Annotated in this window: 13 protein-coding genes and 1 pseudogene; 4 read left to right on the forward strand and 10 right to left on the reverse strand. The window is 59.6% G+C overall.

Features of this window, described 5'->3' with window-relative positions; all coding sequences use genetic code 11:
• Positions 1 to 502 precede the first annotated feature (502 nt).
• Positions 503 to 1,252: an NAD-dependent epimerase/dehydratase family protein gene (locus tag AWM79_RS09320; RefSeq protein WP_060782678.1), complete on the forward strand. Its 750-nt coding sequence runs from the start codon at positions 503 to 505 to the stop codon at positions 1,250 to 1,252.
• Between the two features lie 42 nt (positions 1,253 to 1,294).
• On the opposite strand, the gene AWM79_RS09325 is transcribed toward AWM79_RS09320, so the two are convergent.
• The 5 genes and pseudogenes from AWM79_RS09325 to AWM79_RS09345 form a co-directional block, all read right to left on the reverse strand.
• Positions 1,295 to 2,248 (reverse strand): aliphatic sulfonate ABC transporter substrate-binding protein, encoded by a 954-nt coding sequence (locus AWM79_RS09325; RefSeq protein WP_017131610.1) that lies wholly within the window; start codon positions 2,246 to 2,248, stop codon positions 1,295 to 1,297.
• Between the two features lie 81 nt (positions 2,249 to 2,329).
• A complete protein-coding gene (locus AWM79_RS09330) occupies positions 2,330 to 4,759 on the reverse strand; it encodes a TonB-dependent receptor domain-containing protein (protein ID WP_425262051.1) in 2,430 nt (809 codons plus the stop codon).
• A 264-nt stretch (positions 4,760 to 5,023) separates the two neighbouring features.
• Positions 5,024 to 5,518: pseudogene (locus AWM79_RS09335) on the reverse strand (sigma-70 family RNA polymerase sigma factor); the annotation flags it as partial.
• Positions 5,519 to 5,707: 189 nt separating this feature from the next.
• Complete coding sequence (locus tag AWM79_RS09340) at positions 5,708 to 6,499, reverse strand: phosphate/phosphite/phosphonate ABC transporter substrate-binding protein (protein ID WP_060782679.1); 792 nt, start codon at positions 6,497 to 6,499, stop codon at positions 5,708 to 5,710.
• A 9-nt stretch (positions 6,500 to 6,508) separates the two neighbouring features.
• Positions 6,509 to 7,450 carry a fatty acid desaturase gene (locus AWM79_RS09345; RefSeq protein WP_017131614.1) on the reverse strand — a complete coding sequence of 314 codons (942 nt, stop codon included), beginning with the start codon at positions 7,448 to 7,450 and terminating at the stop codon, positions 6,509 to 6,511.
• Positions 7,451 to 7,771: 321 nt separating this feature from the next.
• Here AWM79_RS09345 and AWM79_RS09350 point away from each other — a divergent pair, with 321 nt between their 5' ends.
• A complete protein-coding gene (locus tag AWM79_RS09350; RefSeq protein ID WP_017131616.1) occupies positions 7,772 to 8,203 on the forward strand; it encodes a GNAT family N-acetyltransferase in 432 nt (143 codons plus the stop codon).
• 47 nt (positions 8,204 to 8,250) lie between these two features.
• On the opposite strand, the gene def is transcribed toward AWM79_RS09350, so the two are convergent.
• From def to AWM79_RS09365, 3 genes are all read right to left on the reverse strand, one after another.
• Complete coding sequence (gene def, locus AWM79_RS09355) at positions 8,251 to 8,787, reverse strand: peptide deformylase (protein ID WP_017131617.1); 537 nt, start codon at positions 8,785 to 8,787, stop codon at positions 8,251 to 8,253.
• Positions 8,784 to 9,734, reverse strand: coding sequence for a YihY/virulence factor BrkB family protein (locus AWM79_RS09360; protein ID WP_017131618.1), 951 nt, complete (start codon positions 9,732 to 9,734; stop codon positions 8,784 to 8,786). The genes def and AWM79_RS09360 overlap by 4 nt, the downstream gene beginning before the upstream one ends.
• A gap of 174 nt (positions 9,735 to 9,908) precedes the next feature.
• On the reverse strand, positions 9,909 to 10,097 hold the full coding sequence (locus AWM79_RS09365; protein WP_017131619.1) for a CsbD family protein: 189 nt from the start codon (positions 10,095 to 10,097) through the stop codon (positions 9,909 to 9,911).
• Between the two features lie 361 nt (positions 10,098 to 10,458).
• On the opposite strand from AWM79_RS09365, the gene AWM79_RS09370 reads away from it, so the two are divergent.
• Positions 10,459 to 10,836 carry a hypothetical protein gene (locus AWM79_RS09370; protein WP_017131620.1) on the forward strand — a complete coding sequence of 126 codons (378 nt, stop codon included), beginning with the start codon at positions 10,459 to 10,461 and terminating at the stop codon, positions 10,834 to 10,836.
• Positions 10,837 to 11,059: 223 nt separating this feature from the next.
• Here AWM79_RS09370 and fadD1 read toward each other — a convergent pair whose 3' ends face one another.
• The gene (gene fadD1 / locus AWM79_RS09375) at positions 11,060 to 12,757 is read right to left on the reverse strand and encodes a long-chain-fatty-acid--CoA ligase FadD1 (protein ID WP_060782680.1); all 1,698 of its coding nucleotides are present in this window, start codon (positions 12,755 to 12,757) and stop codon (positions 11,060 to 11,062) included.
• 375 nt (positions 12,758 to 13,132) lie between these two features.
• Positions 13,133 to 14,821 (reverse strand): long-chain-fatty-acid--CoA ligase FadD2, encoded by a 1,689-nt coding sequence (gene fadD2, locus AWM79_RS09380; protein ID WP_060782681.1) that lies wholly within the window; start codon positions 14,819 to 14,821, stop codon positions 13,133 to 13,135.
• Between the two features lie 240 nt (positions 14,822 to 15,061).
• Here fadD2 and AWM79_RS09385 point away from each other — a divergent pair, with 240 nt between their 5' ends.
• Positions 15,062 to 16,006 carry an alpha/beta hydrolase gene (locus tag AWM79_RS09385; protein ID WP_017131623.1) on the forward strand — a complete coding sequence of 315 codons (945 nt, stop codon included), beginning with the start codon at positions 15,062 to 15,064 and terminating at the stop codon, positions 16,004 to 16,006.
• Positions 16,007 to 16,064 lie beyond the last annotated feature (58 nt).

The raw sequence follows: 16,064 nt of genomic DNA on the forward strand, positions 1-16,064 counted from the left end.
GCCATCGGCGCGGTGTGCAGCAGGGCATCGCCTTCGCGGGCGGCCCAGTAGGTGTCGGTCATGCCGGTGCGTTCCGTGCGAACAGGGACGCCCATCGGAACATGAACGAAGACCGGGAATTAAGAGGACGGCCTGACTACACGGCGTAGGAATGGTCTCTATAAGAGATTGAAATGGCTGACTGATGCACCGATCAAGGCTTGGCCGACAGGGAGGACTATTACCTCGGCGCCGAAGTCCTTGAACGCGCTCACAAGGGGCAGGAAGCCGTGCATTCGGCGGCGCACATGAGGAACAACCTTATCTTGGACGATTGAGTACACCGATATCGCAACGAATCCGTTGTGCAAAGTCGACAAGCAGCCCGCAACCGAAAAGAAGTTTATCGCTGATCTGACACCCTCCAAGTCCGGCGATTTTCGGCCAGGGTTCGAGCAATGGTCTATCGTGAGTATTCACTGAACTGTCATCTCCCTGTCAGATTTTTTACAAGGAAGTCAGTATGAATCCGCTCAGAGTCCTGCTTACAGGCGCCTGTGGCCGCATTGGCAAGACCTTCTTCCTAGCGGCGCAGCATCGTTATGACTTTGTCCTCGCCGACCGCCACCAACCGGACTTTGCCATCGGCGCGCATCGTTTTGTCCGGCTGGACCTGGACCACAAGGATGAGGTGAATGCACTCGTCGACGGCATCGATGTGGTGGTACACCTGGCGGGAATTCCCTATCCGGACTCGTCCTTCGAAGAACTGCTGCCGAACAATATCACGGCTACCACCTACCTTCTGGAAGCCGCCGCCAGGGCCAAGTGCAGGCGCGTGGTGTTCGCCAGCAGCGCGCAGACCATCGAAGGGTATGCGCAGGATCGCCAGGTGACCTCGGGTATGCCAGTGATGCCCGCCAACCTGTATGGCGTGAGCAAATGTTATGGCGAGGCCTTGTGCGCGTTCTATGCCGCACGCCGTGGTCTGTCGACTATTGCCCTGCGCATCGGTGCCTTCGAGTTTCCCGACAGCCAGGACCTGCACCACGTCGATCTGAACACCTGGCTCAGTCCGCGCGATGCCGTGCAGTTACTGCAACGGGCCATTGAAGTAGAGGACGTCCAGCACCTGGTGGCCCATGGGATTTCCAACAATCGCTTTAAACGCCTGGACTTGAGCGAGACCATCCGGGTGCTGGGATATCAACCGCTGGACGACAGCTTCCAGACCTTCAATATCCCCGTACCCGTGCAGGCACTCCATAGCTAAGGACAAGGTCAGCCATCAGGGAAGCTGCTTTTCGTGCATGGTTCAGTCGGCCTTGAAGACAATCTGCTGCACGTTGATGGCCTTGGGGATCAGGCCATTGGCAAAGAACAGATCGGCGGTGCGTTGTTGCGTATCGAGGGTGTCCGGGTCGATGGCCCGCAGCGGCGCCCGCGAGCGATGCTCGAAATAGCGCTCGATCACCGCCCGTTGCAGGCCAAGGGCCTGGGTCATCAGGTCGATGCTCGCCGGCGCCTGGTCGAAGGACTGTTGCTGGGCCTGGCCGAACGCCTTGAGCAGCGGGGCGATACTCTGCGGATGCTGGCGGGCAAAGGCACCCGCGGCAACATACAGCGAGCCGCCGAAGCTGAGCCCCTGGCCATCACTGAGCAGGCGGGCGCTACCGTCCAGCAAGGCCGCCGAATAGTACGGGTCCCAGATCACCCAGGCATCCAGCTTGCCCTGTTCAAAAGCAGCTCGGGCATCGGCCGGTGATAGATAGGCCAGGTTTACATCGCTAAGCTGCAGACCAGCCTTGATCAGGCTCTTGAGGAACAGGTTGTGGGCGCTGGAGCCCTTGACCAGGGCCACGCGCTTGCCTTTGAGGTCCGCCACGCGCCGAACGTCGCTGGCCTTGGGCACGACAATGGCCTCGGCTCTGCCGTCGGCGGGCTCGACGCCGATATACACCAGATCGATACCGGCGGCTTGGGCAAAGATCGGCGGGATATCGCCGATATTGCCGATATCCAGGCTCCCGCCGTTCAGGGCTTCGATCAGTTGTGGACCACTGGGAAACTCGACCCACTGCACCTGGGTCCCGGGTAGGGCCTGATCGAGCAGTTTGTGCTCGCGGGCCAGCACCATGCTCACCGAGCTTTTCTGGTAGCCGATACGCAAGGTCGCGGGTTCGGCGGCCAGAGCCGTGCCCGCCACCAGTCCGATCCCTAACCCCAGGGCCAATAGAACACTGCCAAGCAGGGTCTTGATGGATGTCATAGTTACCTCATGATGGTTTGGCGTTATGTTGAATGAAGCAAAAAACCGTCTTGATTGATCGATCCCAGGTAGCGCCCAGGTTCAGAAGTCGTAACTCAACCGGGTGTAATAGAAGGCCCCCTCCGGTGCCGTGGGCGACAGGAAGCTGTATCGCTGGCCCGGCGTCTGACGCAGTTGCTTGTTGAAGTCGTCCGGGGTGCTGCTGAACAGGTTGTTGGCCCCGACCGACAGGCGCAGTTGCTTGTTGAACGCGTAATTCACATCCAGATCGGTGGTCCACTGGGCGGAAAAGGTCTGATCGTATTGGGCATTGGTTTCGGCGGCCGCGTATTTGCGATACTGGCCATACCGGGTCTCGTTCAGGGCCACGGTCCATGGGCCGTAACGGTGAATCGCACCGAACACCAGCTTGTCTTCCGGGTAGCCGTGTTCGAGGAAGCCGCGTGCCTCGCGGGTCAGCACGTCGAAGCCGTAAGGGTTGGCGTTGATACGCTCGATGATAGTCTTGGCCTTGGTGTAGCCCGCGCTCAGGGTCACGCCGCCGTACTGTTGCAGATCGAGGTTGTATTTGCCGACGATGTCCACGCCACGGGTGCGGGTGTCGGCGGCGTTGGTCATGAACTGCGCCCAGGTGTACTGGCCATAGCCGGCAGCCTGGAGAATCTGCTCGGCCCGTGGACCGGAAATGCCACCGCTGTAGAGCAGGCGATCGCGAATGCTGATCTGGTAAGCATCGACGGTCAGCGAGGCCTGGTCGCTCGGACGTAGCACCAGGCCAAGGGAGAAGTTAGTGGATTTTTCCGGTTTCAATGACTGCGCGCCCAAGGCTCGGGCAGCCGGGTTGTCGGCCGGTAGCATACGGGTCAGCACTGGGCTGCCATTGATATCGACGTTGGTCGTGGTGGTCCAGGAGGTGCCGATCTGCCCCAAGGTCGGAGCACGGTAGGCGTTGTTGACGGTGGCGCGCAGGCCTACCTGCGGCGTGAAGTCATACCGTGCCGAGACCTTGCCGGTGGTCGCGGAACCGAAGTCCGAGTAATGCTCGGTACGCCCGGCCAGACCGAACTGGAACTTGTCGGTCAACTGGTTTTCCAGGCCGAAATACACCCCGCCGACATTCCGTGTATAGGTCCCGGCATCGTCCGGGGTCAACCCCGAAGCCTGTACCGCGCCCACCTGGACCCCGTTGATCCCGCCGAACGAATAGGATTGGGTATCCCCTGCTTCGAGCCGGTAACGTTCATTGCGGTAGGCGACGCCAGCAGAGACCGTCAGCGGATGCTTCGACCAGTCGACATCCAGGTCCTTGGCGTAATCCAGGCTGAGGTTGGTCTGTTCGTTGACCAGCGTCGCCACGTCGAACTTGGTGGGACTGTTCGCACCGAAGCTCGGGTTGAGCGTGTTGAAGGCCAGTTCGTCGTGGGTATCGCGACCGTAGGTGGCGCTCAGATCGAAGCGTCCCAGACTCGCATCCTCGTAACGACTGCCGACAGTCAGCGCGCCGTCTTCATAGCGGTAGCGGTATTTGGGAATCGTCCCGTTGGGGTAGATGGCCGCCACATTGTCCGAGCTACCCGCCAGCAGCGGTGGCGTGTTGTTGACCGAGGTGTCCTGACCAAAGGTGGCGAAGCTGTAGAGGCGCCACTGATCGCTCAAGCCCACCTCGGCATTCGCCACCAAGTTGTATTTGTTGCGCCCGGCGGCGCCCCAACGCGGGTCCTGCTCGCGGCCATCGGCAAGGTACTTGTCGCCGATATCATCGGGACGGTTGTTCAGGCTGTTGAAGCTCAAGGTCAAGAAGCCGTCCCCTGGCAAGCCGATGCCGTACCAGCCATCGGCGGTCTTGCTGAAACCATCGCCCTGGGCGTACTTGCCCAACTGGCTGTTGAGCTGGCCGCCACTGTCGCGCTCCTTGAGCACGATATTCACCACGCCCGCTACCGCGTCGGAACCGTACTGCGCCGAAGCACCGTCGCGCAGCACCTCGACATGGTCGATGGCGCTCAGGGGAATCATGTCCAGGTCCACCGGCTGGGCGCCAACGAACGGCACGCCGCCGGAGATGTTCACCACCGCCGAGGCATGCCGACGCTTGCCGTTGATCAGCACCAGCGTCTGGTCCGGAGCCAGGCCGCGCAGTGAGGCACCCTTGGGGTTTTGCCCACGGGTCGCGCTCTGGTTCTGCGGATAGTTGAACGACGGCAGCAACTGGAACAGCGCTTGGTTGAGGCTGGTGGCGCCGGTCTGTTTCAGCTCTTCGCTGGTGAGTACATCCACCGGCGCGGCGCTGGTCAGTGCCGTGGCATCGTTACGGCGGGTGCCGAGGGCGACGATCCGGTCGAGGGTCGGCGCCGCCGCCTCGCTGGCAGGTACCGTGGCATCGGCTTGGGCGTTCTGCACGGTATCTTCCACCGCGTAGGCGCCGGTGGCGCACAGCAGACTGGCCAGTGGAGCGATGACCAGCGCTTGAAGTGAGTGACGCAGGCATGTCGTGATGTTGAACGAAAGCAAAATGACTCCTCCATGGAATCGAACAACGCTGCTCTCTCGGCAGCGCCTACAAGAGTGATGTGCCGTAACCGGCGAAAAACTTGCAGACCCTTTGGTTAGGGTCTTAGAACCAAGCCGCTATGCCGGACTCAAGGTCCGCCCCACGTCTGAGTGCGCCCGTCGGCGTCGAGGGCCTGGCCGGAACGTAACTCGACGATCCAGCACGCAGCCTCTTCGATCAGCGGCTCCCGGTCCTGGTCGCGACTCATCCGAGTTGAGCGGCGCACGCAGGCAACGGTTGGTTGCCCGAGTCATATAGTCGCTGACCGAGCGCTGAGATATGCCCAGCTCGAGCGCGATTTCGGGATAGGTCAGGCCATTGGCCTGGGACAACAGGAAGGTGGCCTTGACCTTGTCCGGCAGACCGTTGAGCAGGCGGTCGACGGTCTCCAGTGCTTCGAGCAACTGAGCCAAGTCTTCCGGCGAGGGCACCTGCGCGTCGTCCTCCTGTTGCCGGGCGTCGAGGTAGGCGCGCTCCCGGTCACGGCGGCGCCAGAGCTGATACATCAGTCGTTGCGCGATGGTGGTCAGCAACGCTCGGGGTTGGCGAATCGGCAAGCTATCCGCAGCCATCAGCAGTTGCGCGAAGGTATCGGCAGCGATGTCTTCGGCGCTGGCGCTGGAATCGAGATGGCGGCGCAAACGGGCGCAAAGCCAATCGTAATGAGCGTGGAATAAACCGCCCACGTAATCGCGGTGAGGTGTGTCGGCGCCGGACATAATGGCTCCAGGTCAAGAGAGTTGCTCTGCATGTCCGGTGTTCCGGTGGCAGGATGCTACCAACACGGCTTATTCTTTAATAATATTTAAAATGCATTTTTATATTCCATTTTTGAATTTTTAGTGACCTGCTCCCTCGGTGGAAATCGATAAGCAATACGGCTGTCCTGGGCTGCAGCCCGGGAGGTCTTAACGCAGTTGCGCAAACCCAAGCGCAGCCGCTTCATCCCGGTAATCGAGGAGTAGCTGGTAATCCGCTTCGCTAGCGGCCAGCACTTCCTCCAAGCCCAGCACGTCGGCCACGTGGGCCAATTCGCACAAGGCCTGGTTCATCACCTCACGCAACCGCTCGAGCTGTTCTTCGTCCAGGCCAGCCGGCCCGATATAAGGCAGACAGGGGCTCGGCGCACTGCGTGCCACCACTCGCAGCCCCGCCACCTCCTGCGGGGCGAACCGCGCCAGGTAGGCGAATGTCACGCTGTCTACCGCCGCCAGGTCGGCCAGATTCTCGCGCAGCCAGCGCAAGCTTTCGCGGTGACTGCCACTGCTATCGACACTGGCGAAGAACCGACCGTCGCGCTGCAACGGTGCCAGGCGCTGACGCAACAGATTCATGCCGCTGTTGGAGCCTTCGTCGTTGAGCACTGCGCGACTGCCGCGAAAGTCCTCCAGGGTCGTGCGCGAGTTACCCTGCGAGGTCAGCAGCAGGCTGCAATGATTGCCACCGCTGGCGTCGGGTAGTTCGTAGCGCGGCCGTCCGATAATCGTCACCCGACCACGCAGTAACGTCATTAACGGATAGCCACAGGTCTGAGTCAGTAACAGCTGCGGGGACAGCCAGAGCTGCATCAGGTCCAGGTCTTGGGCCGAGCGGCGGTGGACGGCAAGCGTGTCGAGAATCCGCCCAAGCCATTGTTCGTTAGCCCGCTGCACAGGTGGCGGGGCTACGTACATGGGCAATTCGGCGTAGCACGCGGTCATCGCGGCTCCTCAAGAAAATGGGTGTTGGGGACTGTCGATGGCGCTCACGGCATGGCGGCGCCACAGTTCGCCATAGCCTTTTACGAGAAAGCCGCCGCTGCGCGCCAGCCACTGTTCACGACGTGCGCGGTAGACCCTGGGCAGGAAGTACCAGGGCAATTTCGGCAGGTCGTGGTGGGTCAGGTGCAGGTTATTGTTGAGAAACAGCCAGCTCAAGGGCCAGCCGGCCTCGTTAATCACCGTGCGCTGCTCGGGTTCGGCGTGGGGGCGATGCTCGTAGTAGGAACGCAACATCGCCACCGACAGCGCGGGAATGCTAACCAGCAGCAGGTAGTGCCAGACCGGGACAATGCTGTGGCGGGCAACAAACACCAGCATCAGCACAGTCAACGCGCCATGGCTCAGCCACATCAGCCAGACCCTGCGCTCGCCGCGCCGCAAGCGCTGGCCTTGCTCTTGCACCAAGCTGAGCAAGGCCAACGGCGCGCCCACCAACAAACGGCCGAAGACCGTCTTGTTCAATCGGTACAGGCCCTTTTTGAACAGCGAACAGCGCTGCCAGTCCTGCTGTCGCAGATAACGGCTCTCCGGATCGATGCCAGGCAAGGTCAAGTCTTCGTCGTGGTGATGGAGCAGGTGGCTGTCACGATAAAGGGTGTAGGGATACCAGACGGCAAACGGCGCGTAGCCCAACAGCTTGTTCAACCCAACAAATCGCGTCGGGTGACCGTGAAGCAGTTCGTGCTGCACCGACAGCCACCAGGCGACCAGCACAATCAGTAACATCGTGCTCGGCCACAGCCCCAAGTGGTGACTGCCGAGCAAAGTGGCGAACCAACCGCCATAGACAGCGACCAGCAACAACCAGGTCGGCCACTCGGTACGACCGGTAAAGGTGCGGGACAGAGAAAGGATTTCTTCACGGTGAACAGGGTCGAAGTAATGGGGCATCGATCGGCTTCGCACAGGACGGGCCGAGGGACAAACCTCGGCTTTATCCTCTGGTGTGCATTACCGAGGCAAAATCTTGCAGATCGATGGGTTATCAGCTTAGAACGAGGCGCTCAATGGCCGAACACGTTGGCCTTCTTGACCTTCTTTTGCGCCCGTTTCTCGTCGGCGGTCTTGGCCGGTTTCTTCTTCGCGGCTTTCTTTGAATCCATACCTTTGCTCATGATGCGCACTCCGTCGGGATTTAGATTCAGGTATACACCTATCCGCAGGCGTCGGTTCTTTTATAATCGACCTCCATCTCGCCGTTGCCCGAGCCCCATGCCAAACACTGACTACGCCCTGCTCCCGGAGCCGCTGCGACCGCTGCTGAACAAGTTCTATCGCGCCCACAATTCGTCGATGCGTTCAGCCGGCAACGGGCAACTGTGGGTCGCGCGGCACCAGGAGATCATCGCCGGGCTGTGCCTCACGCCAGTCGCTGAAGGTTGCTGGCTGACCGGCCTGTTGGTCGATCCGCGCTGGAGAGGTCAAGGCATCGCCAGCGCGTTGATCGCCCGGGCGCGACGCGAGGCTAAAGGTCCGGTCTGGTTGCTCTGTCATCCGCACTTGCAAGGCTTCTATGCACGCCTGGGCTTCAGCCCCGCGCAGGCACTCCCGCAAGCCCTGGAGGACCGTCTGGCCCGCTACTCGCGCAGCAAGCCGTTGGTTGCCCTGGGCGTAGAACCGTCGATTGGACCGACCGAGAAATAATCTGATCGGCCGCTTGGCGTCGCGTGATAGCCTCTTCGGCGTCTTTCTCAGTCGGCGGCAGGATCGAGGTCGGGGAACAGCACGTCGGTAAAACCGAATTTGCGAAAATCGCTGATCCGCGACGGGTACAAACGACCGATCAAGTGGTCGCATTCGTGCTGCACGACACGTGCGTGAAAACCCTCGGCGACCCGCACCAGCGGCTGGCCCTTGGGCGTGAAACCTTCGTAGCGGATGTGCGTGTAACGATCCACCGCGCCGCGCAGCCCTGGTACCGACAGGCAACCTTCCCAGCCCTCCTCCAACTCCGGCCCCAGAGGCGTAATCAGCGGATTGATCAAGATCGTCTGGGGCACTGCTTCGGCGTCCGGATAACGTTCGCTGTGTTCAAAACCGAAGATCACCAGTTGCAGGTCGACACCGATCTGTGGCGCGGCCAGGCCGACCCCGCCGACATGCTCCATGGTCTGAAACATGTCGTCGATCAATTGCCAGAGCTCAGGGGTGTCGAACATCTCCGAGGGAACCGGCGGGGCAACACGCAGCAGGCGCTCATCGCCCATTTTCAGGATTTCACGGATCATGATCGGGCTTCGTCAGTAGTCGGTTTCAGGGAGTGGTCGCGCCCCAGTCCGCAGACGGGCAGCTTGTCATCGTGTGCGTGGAAGTCCTTCTCGCCGGGGTTCTTGCCTTCGGACGACATGTGTTCGATCACCGCATTCATTTCCGCGCCCAACAGCAGCACCGCCGCCGAAATATAGAAGTACAGCAGGAGCACGATGATCGCACCGATACTGCCATACATCGCGTTGTAATCGGCGAAGGTTTTCACGTAATAACCAAAGCCCAGCGAAGCCACGATCCACACCACCACCGCCAGTACGGAGCCTGGGGTAATAAACACGAATTTTTGCTTCACGTCCGGCATCACGTAGTACATCAGGGCCACTGCAAACATCAACAACAGCACGATCACCGGCCAGCGCAGGATGGTCCAGAGGGTGACGACGAAGTCTTCCATGCCGATCTGTCCGGCCAGCCAGCTCATCACCTGCGGTCCAAGGACCATCAGCGCAGCCGCAGCCAGCAACATGCCGGCGATGCCCACAGTGTAGAAGATCGACAACGGAAAACGCTTCCAGATCGGCCGAGCCTCAACCACGTCGTAGGCGGCGTTCATCGCGCTCATCATCAGCCGCACGCCAGCCGAGGCAGTCCACAGGGCGATGACGATACCCACCGAAAGCAAGCCGCCCTTGGATTGCTGCAACTGGTCGATCACCGGGTTGACCTGGTCCAGCGCCTGGGGCGGCAGTACCAGCTCCGACTGCAGCCGCAGCCAGGTGAAGAAGTCCGGCAGATGCAGGAAACCGATCAGGGCAATCAGGAACAACAGGAAGGGGAACAACGAAAACAGCATCTGGTAGGCCAGTGCCGAGGCATAGGTCGACATTTCGTCGACGACGAACTCCTGAACCGTGCGTATCAACACACGGTGCAAGGGAAGACCACGCAGGTCCGGAAAAATCATAGCGTCTCCTTTCGCCGCATTCATCGGGGACAGTCGACAGGCGACTCAAAGGTGAGTTTTTCGCTCACGGTAACGTAGTTGGCAAGTGCTAAACAATTTCTCTGTTTTGCTCGTGTGTCCGCGACACAAGAACGACCATCCTGGGATGGCCGTTCTTGTGTCGCGGAACGCGGCCTATTGATCGACGGCCTTCTTGATCGCCTCCTTGGTCTTGCCTACCGCTTTCTGCGCGTCGCCCTTTATTTCCTGGGCCTGGCCTTCGGCGCGCAAACTGTTGTCGTCGACGGCTTTGCCGACGGCTTGCTTGACCTTACCAATCGCTTGATTTGCTGTGCCTTTGATCTTATCGCCAGTATCGCTCATGGTCGTTCTCCATCAGTAAATGCGGGTCGTCAGTGTCCCGACATCAGGATTGACCCGAGGGTTTTGCGTGGAGTTTCAATTATTTTCGACCGGTTGTTCATCACAGACAACAGGTTTGCCTTTATGTTTGCCCGCAGAGCCACGAGAATACCCGCCAGATTCAGGCTAGTGGCCTGTACGGTGAGTTCGTTAGCTCAAGTTCGGATGCCACGCGTCCATGGCCAAGGCGCTGTGACGAGTCATAGCCGGGCTATGGCAAGAAACAGCAACGCCGGCCAGGGGCCGGTGGCGCCGAAATTGACTCATAGAACTCACCACACAGGCCACTAGGGCGCTGAAGGTCGATAACGGTAGGAAAGTGATGAAACTCGATAAAAAACAGGCCATTGCTCGTAGAAACCAGGAGCTGGGCAGTGCGGTGCTTGGCGTGAACAACTGCCACTTCACGGAGTTGAGCCGTAACCGAAATATCTGGTGGTTCGATATTCCCCTGGCGCGCCTGGCGATCGGCCAATACGAATGGGTGCACCTACTGTTACACACCCCGAGCACCGACGAACTGCTGCACCTGAAGGTGCCGACAGCGTTCTTGCGTGAGCGAATGGAAGGCCTGGTGGTGCGCAACGCCGGCAAGCGCAAGCCGCAGCTAAGTCTGGAACTGAGCGCCGACAAGGACTCGTTCCTCAAGGACGTGCGACCTGCCGGTGCTGGCGTGGGGTTCGCACAGTTCCAGCAGTGATCTGCTGGCAGGCGATACGGCTCACTGAGGACGAGTAGAGCGCTCCTGACACCATTAATCGCGGCGCCTCGGGTAGAGCGCGATGATCGAACTTTACCACCGCTTCGCAACCGAGCGCGGCGGTGCGGCGTTCCGCCAAGCCCGCTCGCCACAGGTTCTGCGCCAGTCAACCGGCCATAAACGACCAAGCCCCGCGTCGCGGGGCTTGGTCGTTTATGCAGCGTCAGGCAGTTTTCTTCATCGCCAGTTTCTTCAGCACTTCATCGCGCAACTCGCGGCGCAAGATCTTGCCGACGTTGGTGGTCGGCAATGCATCGCGGAACTCAACGAATTTGGGTATTTTGTAGGCCGTCACACTGGCCCGCATATGCGCCATCACCTGTTCTTTGGTCAGAGTCACACCTGGCTTGGCAACGACGAAAATCTTGATCACCTCACCCGACTTCTCGTCCGGCACGCCGATAGCCGCGCATTGCAACACACCCGGCAAGGTCGCCAGTACGTCTTCCAGCTCGTTCGGATAAACGTTGAAACCGGACACCAGGATCATGTCCTTCTTGCGATCGACAATGCGGATGTAGCCGTCCGGCGCAATAACGGCGATATCGCCGGTCTTCAGCCAGCCCTCGCTGTCGAGAACCTCATCGGTGGCGCCCTGGCACTGCCAGTAGCCTTTCATCACCTGCGGGCCCTTGATGCACAGCTCGCCGATTTCACCGAAGGCTTGCTCGACGCCCTCCTCGTTGATCACCTTGCACAGGGTCGATGGCACCGGGATGCCAATGGTTCCGGCCTGGTTCTTCTGGCTCGGGTTCACCGTGGCTACCGGGCTGGTTTCGGTCATGCCGTAACCTTCACAGATCGCGCAGCCAGTGGCTTCCCGCCAGCACTCGCCCGCTGCCAGTTGCAGCGCCATGCCACCTGACAGGGTGAGCTTGAGCGCGGAAAAGTCCAGCTTGCGGAACGCCTCGTTGTTGCACAGGGCGACGAACAAGGTGTTGAGGCCGACGAAAGCGCTGAACTTCCACTTGGACAGTTCCTTGACCATTGCCGACAGGTCGCGCGGGTTACTGATCAGAATGTTGTGATTGCCGATCAGCATCATTGCCATGCAATGAAAGGTGAAGGCATAGATGTGATACAGCGGCAACGGAGTGATGACGATCTCGCAACCTTCGTTGAGGTTCGAGCCCATCAGCGCCTTGCACTGCAACATATTCGCCACCAGGTTACGATGGGTCAACATCGCGCCCTTGGCCACGCCTGTGGTACCACCGGTGTATTGCAGCACCGCGACATCGCTGCCGACCGGATTGGCTTCGTTAACCGCCAGGCCCCGCCCCTTGCTCAGCACGTCGTTGAACTTGACGGCCTTGGGTAACTGATAGGCTGGCACCAGTTTCTTCACATATTTAACCACGCTGTTGATCAGCAGACGCTTGAGCGGTGGCAACAGGTCGGCAACTTCAGTGACAATGATGTGCTTGACCGATGTCTTGGGCACTACCGCTTCGGCCAGGTGCGCCATGTTCGCCAGACACACCAATGCCTTGGCGCCGGAGTCGTTGAACTGGTGCTCCATTTCCCGCGCGGTATACAACGGGTTGGTGTTGACCACAATCAGCCCAGCGCGAATGGCACCGAATACGGCGATCGGGTATTGCAGCAGGTTCGGTAACTGCAAGGCAATCCGATCACCTGGCTGCAGGTCCGTATGCTGTTGCAGGTAGGCAGCGAACGCACCGGACAACTCATACAACTCACCATAGGTGAGGGTCTTGCCGAGGTTGCTAAAGGCTGGCTTGCTGGCGAATCGTTGGCAAGACTGTTTCAGTACCGTCTGAACATTCGGGTACTCATCCGGATTGATATTGGCAGCAATCCCAGCTGGATACTTGTCCTTCCAAAAGTCTTCGATCATGGAAACCCACCCCTCAGCAACGCGAATTCAGCACCGCATTTGATGCGATTGTTATTTATCTGTGTTTTTTATGAAGTGAATCTGGCTTTAACTTACGCCGAGAAGTCACAAAGCGCGCCGAGAGTAGCAGCTTTGCCCAGGGTCGCCTAGAGCCAAAGAAGGGTCCTACGGTCATAAACGCGACCAAATGATAGAAAACGGTCACTTTTAGAGCGAAAATTCAATTTCGTTAATTTGCGCTCTTATCCAGGTATTTCGGGCCTTTTAAAGCTTCGCGGGCAAGCCCCGCCCCGTCGTTCGTAGCCGTATCGTTATTTCGAATGTCGCAACCGGGTTGACCCGCGAAGAAGCCTCGATATCCCGTCTATCCCCTACTCAGACGCTATCGCGCAGCTCCCGCCGCAGAATCTTGCCCACCGGTGTCATCGGCAGCGAATCACGCAGCACGATATGCTTGGGTATTTTGTAGCCCGTGAAGTTTTCCTTGCAGTAAGCCCGCAGTTCTTCAACGCTGATCCCCGCTTCCCGCGCGACCACGAACAACTTCACCGCCTCACCCGAACGTTCGTCCGCAACGCCAATCACCGCGCAGTTGGCGACTTTCGGGTGAGCCATTATCACGTCTTCGATTTCATTCGGGTATACATTGAAGCCGGAGATGATGATCATGTCCTTCTTGCGATCGACAATACGGACAAAACCATCCGGGTCGATCACGGCGATATCGCCACTTTTAAACCAGCCCTCGGCATCCAGCACCTCGGCCGTCGCTTGCGGTTGCCGCCAGTAGCCTTTCATCACCTGGGGCCCCTTGATGCACAACTCACCGGGCTGGCCCAACGGCTGTTCGATTCCCTGCTCATCGGTGATCCGCAGGGCGGTACCCGGCACCGGGATACCGACCGAGCCCAACCGCCCCCCGTTGCCATAGGGATTGGCGCAGACAATCGGTGAAGTCTCGGTCAGCCCGTAACCTTCGGTGATGCGACAGCCCGTGACTTTCTCCCAGCGCTCGGCGGTGGCCTTGACCAGTGCGGTGCCGCCGGAGTTGGTAAGTTTCAGGCAGGAGAAGTCCAGGGTCTTGAAGTCCGGGTGCTCCATCAAGGCCACAAACAGGGTATTGAGTCCCAGCAACGCGGAAAAGCGCCACTTCTTCAGTTCCTTGATAAAACCGCCGATATCCCGTGGGTTGCTGATCAGCACGTTATGATTGCCGGTGACCATCATGCACATGCAATTGGCGGTGAACGCATAGATGTGATAAAGCGGCAACGGCGCGATCATCACTTCCTGGCCTTCCTTGAGTAGCGGATGGCCGTCGGGGCCCGGCTGGGACAGGCAGGCCCGCGCCTGCTGCATGTTCGCCACCAGATTGCCGTGGCTGAGCATAGCGCCCTTGGCCAAGCCGGTGGTGCCACCGGTGTATTGCAACACCGCAATGTCATCGAGGCTGACCTTGAGTGGCTGGATGCTCTGACCACGGCCCAGGTGCAAGGCGCTCTTGAAGGAGATCGCCTGGGGCAACTGGTAAGGCGCTACCAGCTTCTTCACCTTGTCGACCACCAGATTGGTCAGCCAGCCCTTGGCCGGCGACATCAGGTCGCCCATCTTCGCTTCGATCAGGAACTCGATCCGGGTATCGGGCAATACTTCCTCGACCCGCGCACCGAAGAGGTTCAGGTACACCAGTGCCCGGGCGCCGGAGTCCTCGAACTGATGGCGCATCTCGCGCACGGTGTACAGCGGATTGGTGTTGACCACCACCAGCCCGGCACGCATGGCACCGAACACCGCAATGGGATAATGCAGGACATTAGGCAACTGCACGGCGATCCGGTCGCCCGGTTGCAGGTCTGTATTGGCTTGCAGGTAACCGGCAAAGGCCGCGCTGTAGCGTTCGAGTTCGGCGTAGGTCAGGGTCACGCCCATGTTGCTGAAGGCCGGACGGTCGGAGAATTTCTTGCATGAGCGCTCGAAGACCTCGATCACCGATTTGTAAGCCCCTGTGTCGATATCCAGAGGCACACCGACTGGGCGCTTGTCATTCCAGAAATCAGCTTGCATTGTTCTTATCCTCTTACCTGAGCCTCTGCGGGGCTGCGTTCGCGCAAAACGAAAAAAGCGGCGCTTAGCGGACGTTAACAGCAATGTAGAGTCAGGCAAATATGCCGGACACAGTCAGCAACATCATCAATCTTGCAGCCAATACGCAGCATGACCTGCATGCTCAATGAGGATGCGCTATACAATGGATCGACTGCGCATGCTTCCCGGGCCCGTCTCTTCTTGAGCAAAGGAATCGCCATGATCCATGACACTTTCTGGCTGACTGTGAGTGATCAGAGCCGCCTTTACGTCAATCGCTGGTTGCCGGAGGGCGAGCCCAGAGCACTGGTCCTGCTGTCCCACGGCATGGCCGAGCACAGTGGGCGATATGCCCGTCTGGCGGGGGCGCTGTGCGAGGCGGGCTACGGACTCTACGCCCATGATCAGCGCGGGCACGGCAAGACCGCCGAACACGGCGTGCTCGGGTATTTCGCCGACCGGGATGGCTGGTGCGCCGTGGTCAGCGACCTGGCGAGCGTCAATCAGCGTATCGGCGAACAGCATCCGGGCCTGCCGGTCATCCTGCTCGGCCACAGCATGGGTAGCTACATCGCCCAGGCCTATCTGCTGCATCACAGCGCCAGCCTGCAAGGGGCAATCCTCAGCGGCTCGAACTGCCAGCCCGTGACGCTCTACCGCGCCGCCGCCACGATTGCCCGCTGCGAACGCTGGCGCCAGGGCGCCGGGGGCCGTAGCGCGCTGCTCGACTGGCTGTCGTTCGGTTCGTTCAATAAGGCCTTCAAACCCACCCGCACGGCATTTGACTGGTTGAGCCGCGACCCCGAGGAAGTCGACAAATACCTCAACGACCCGCTCTGCGGTTTCCGTTGCACCAATCAGTTGTGGATCGATCTGCTGGGCGGCCTGCAACAGATCAGCAAGGCCCGGAATCTGACGCAGATTGACCCGGGTCTGCCGCTACTGGTGATGGGCGGTGAGCGCGACCCCGTCAGTAACGGCAAGCGCCTCCAGAATCTCGCCGATGCCTTGCGCCAAGCCGGTAGCCAAAACCTGCAATTGAGCGTCTACCCACAGGCGCGGCATGAACTTTTCAATGAAACCAATCGCGACGAAGTGACCGCCGATGTGCTGCAATGGCTGCAGCAGACCCTGGCACACCGTCGACCCGCACGATCAGAATAGCTATTCTTGTTTAAAATCAATGAGTTGATTTTAACTAAATCTTCACAGGACAAGTATC

The organism is Pseudomonas agarici (assembly GCF_001543125.1).
GTDB classification, from domain to species: Bacteria; Pseudomonadota; Gammaproteobacteria; order Pseudomonadales; family Pseudomonadaceae; genus Aquipseudomonas; species Aquipseudomonas agarici.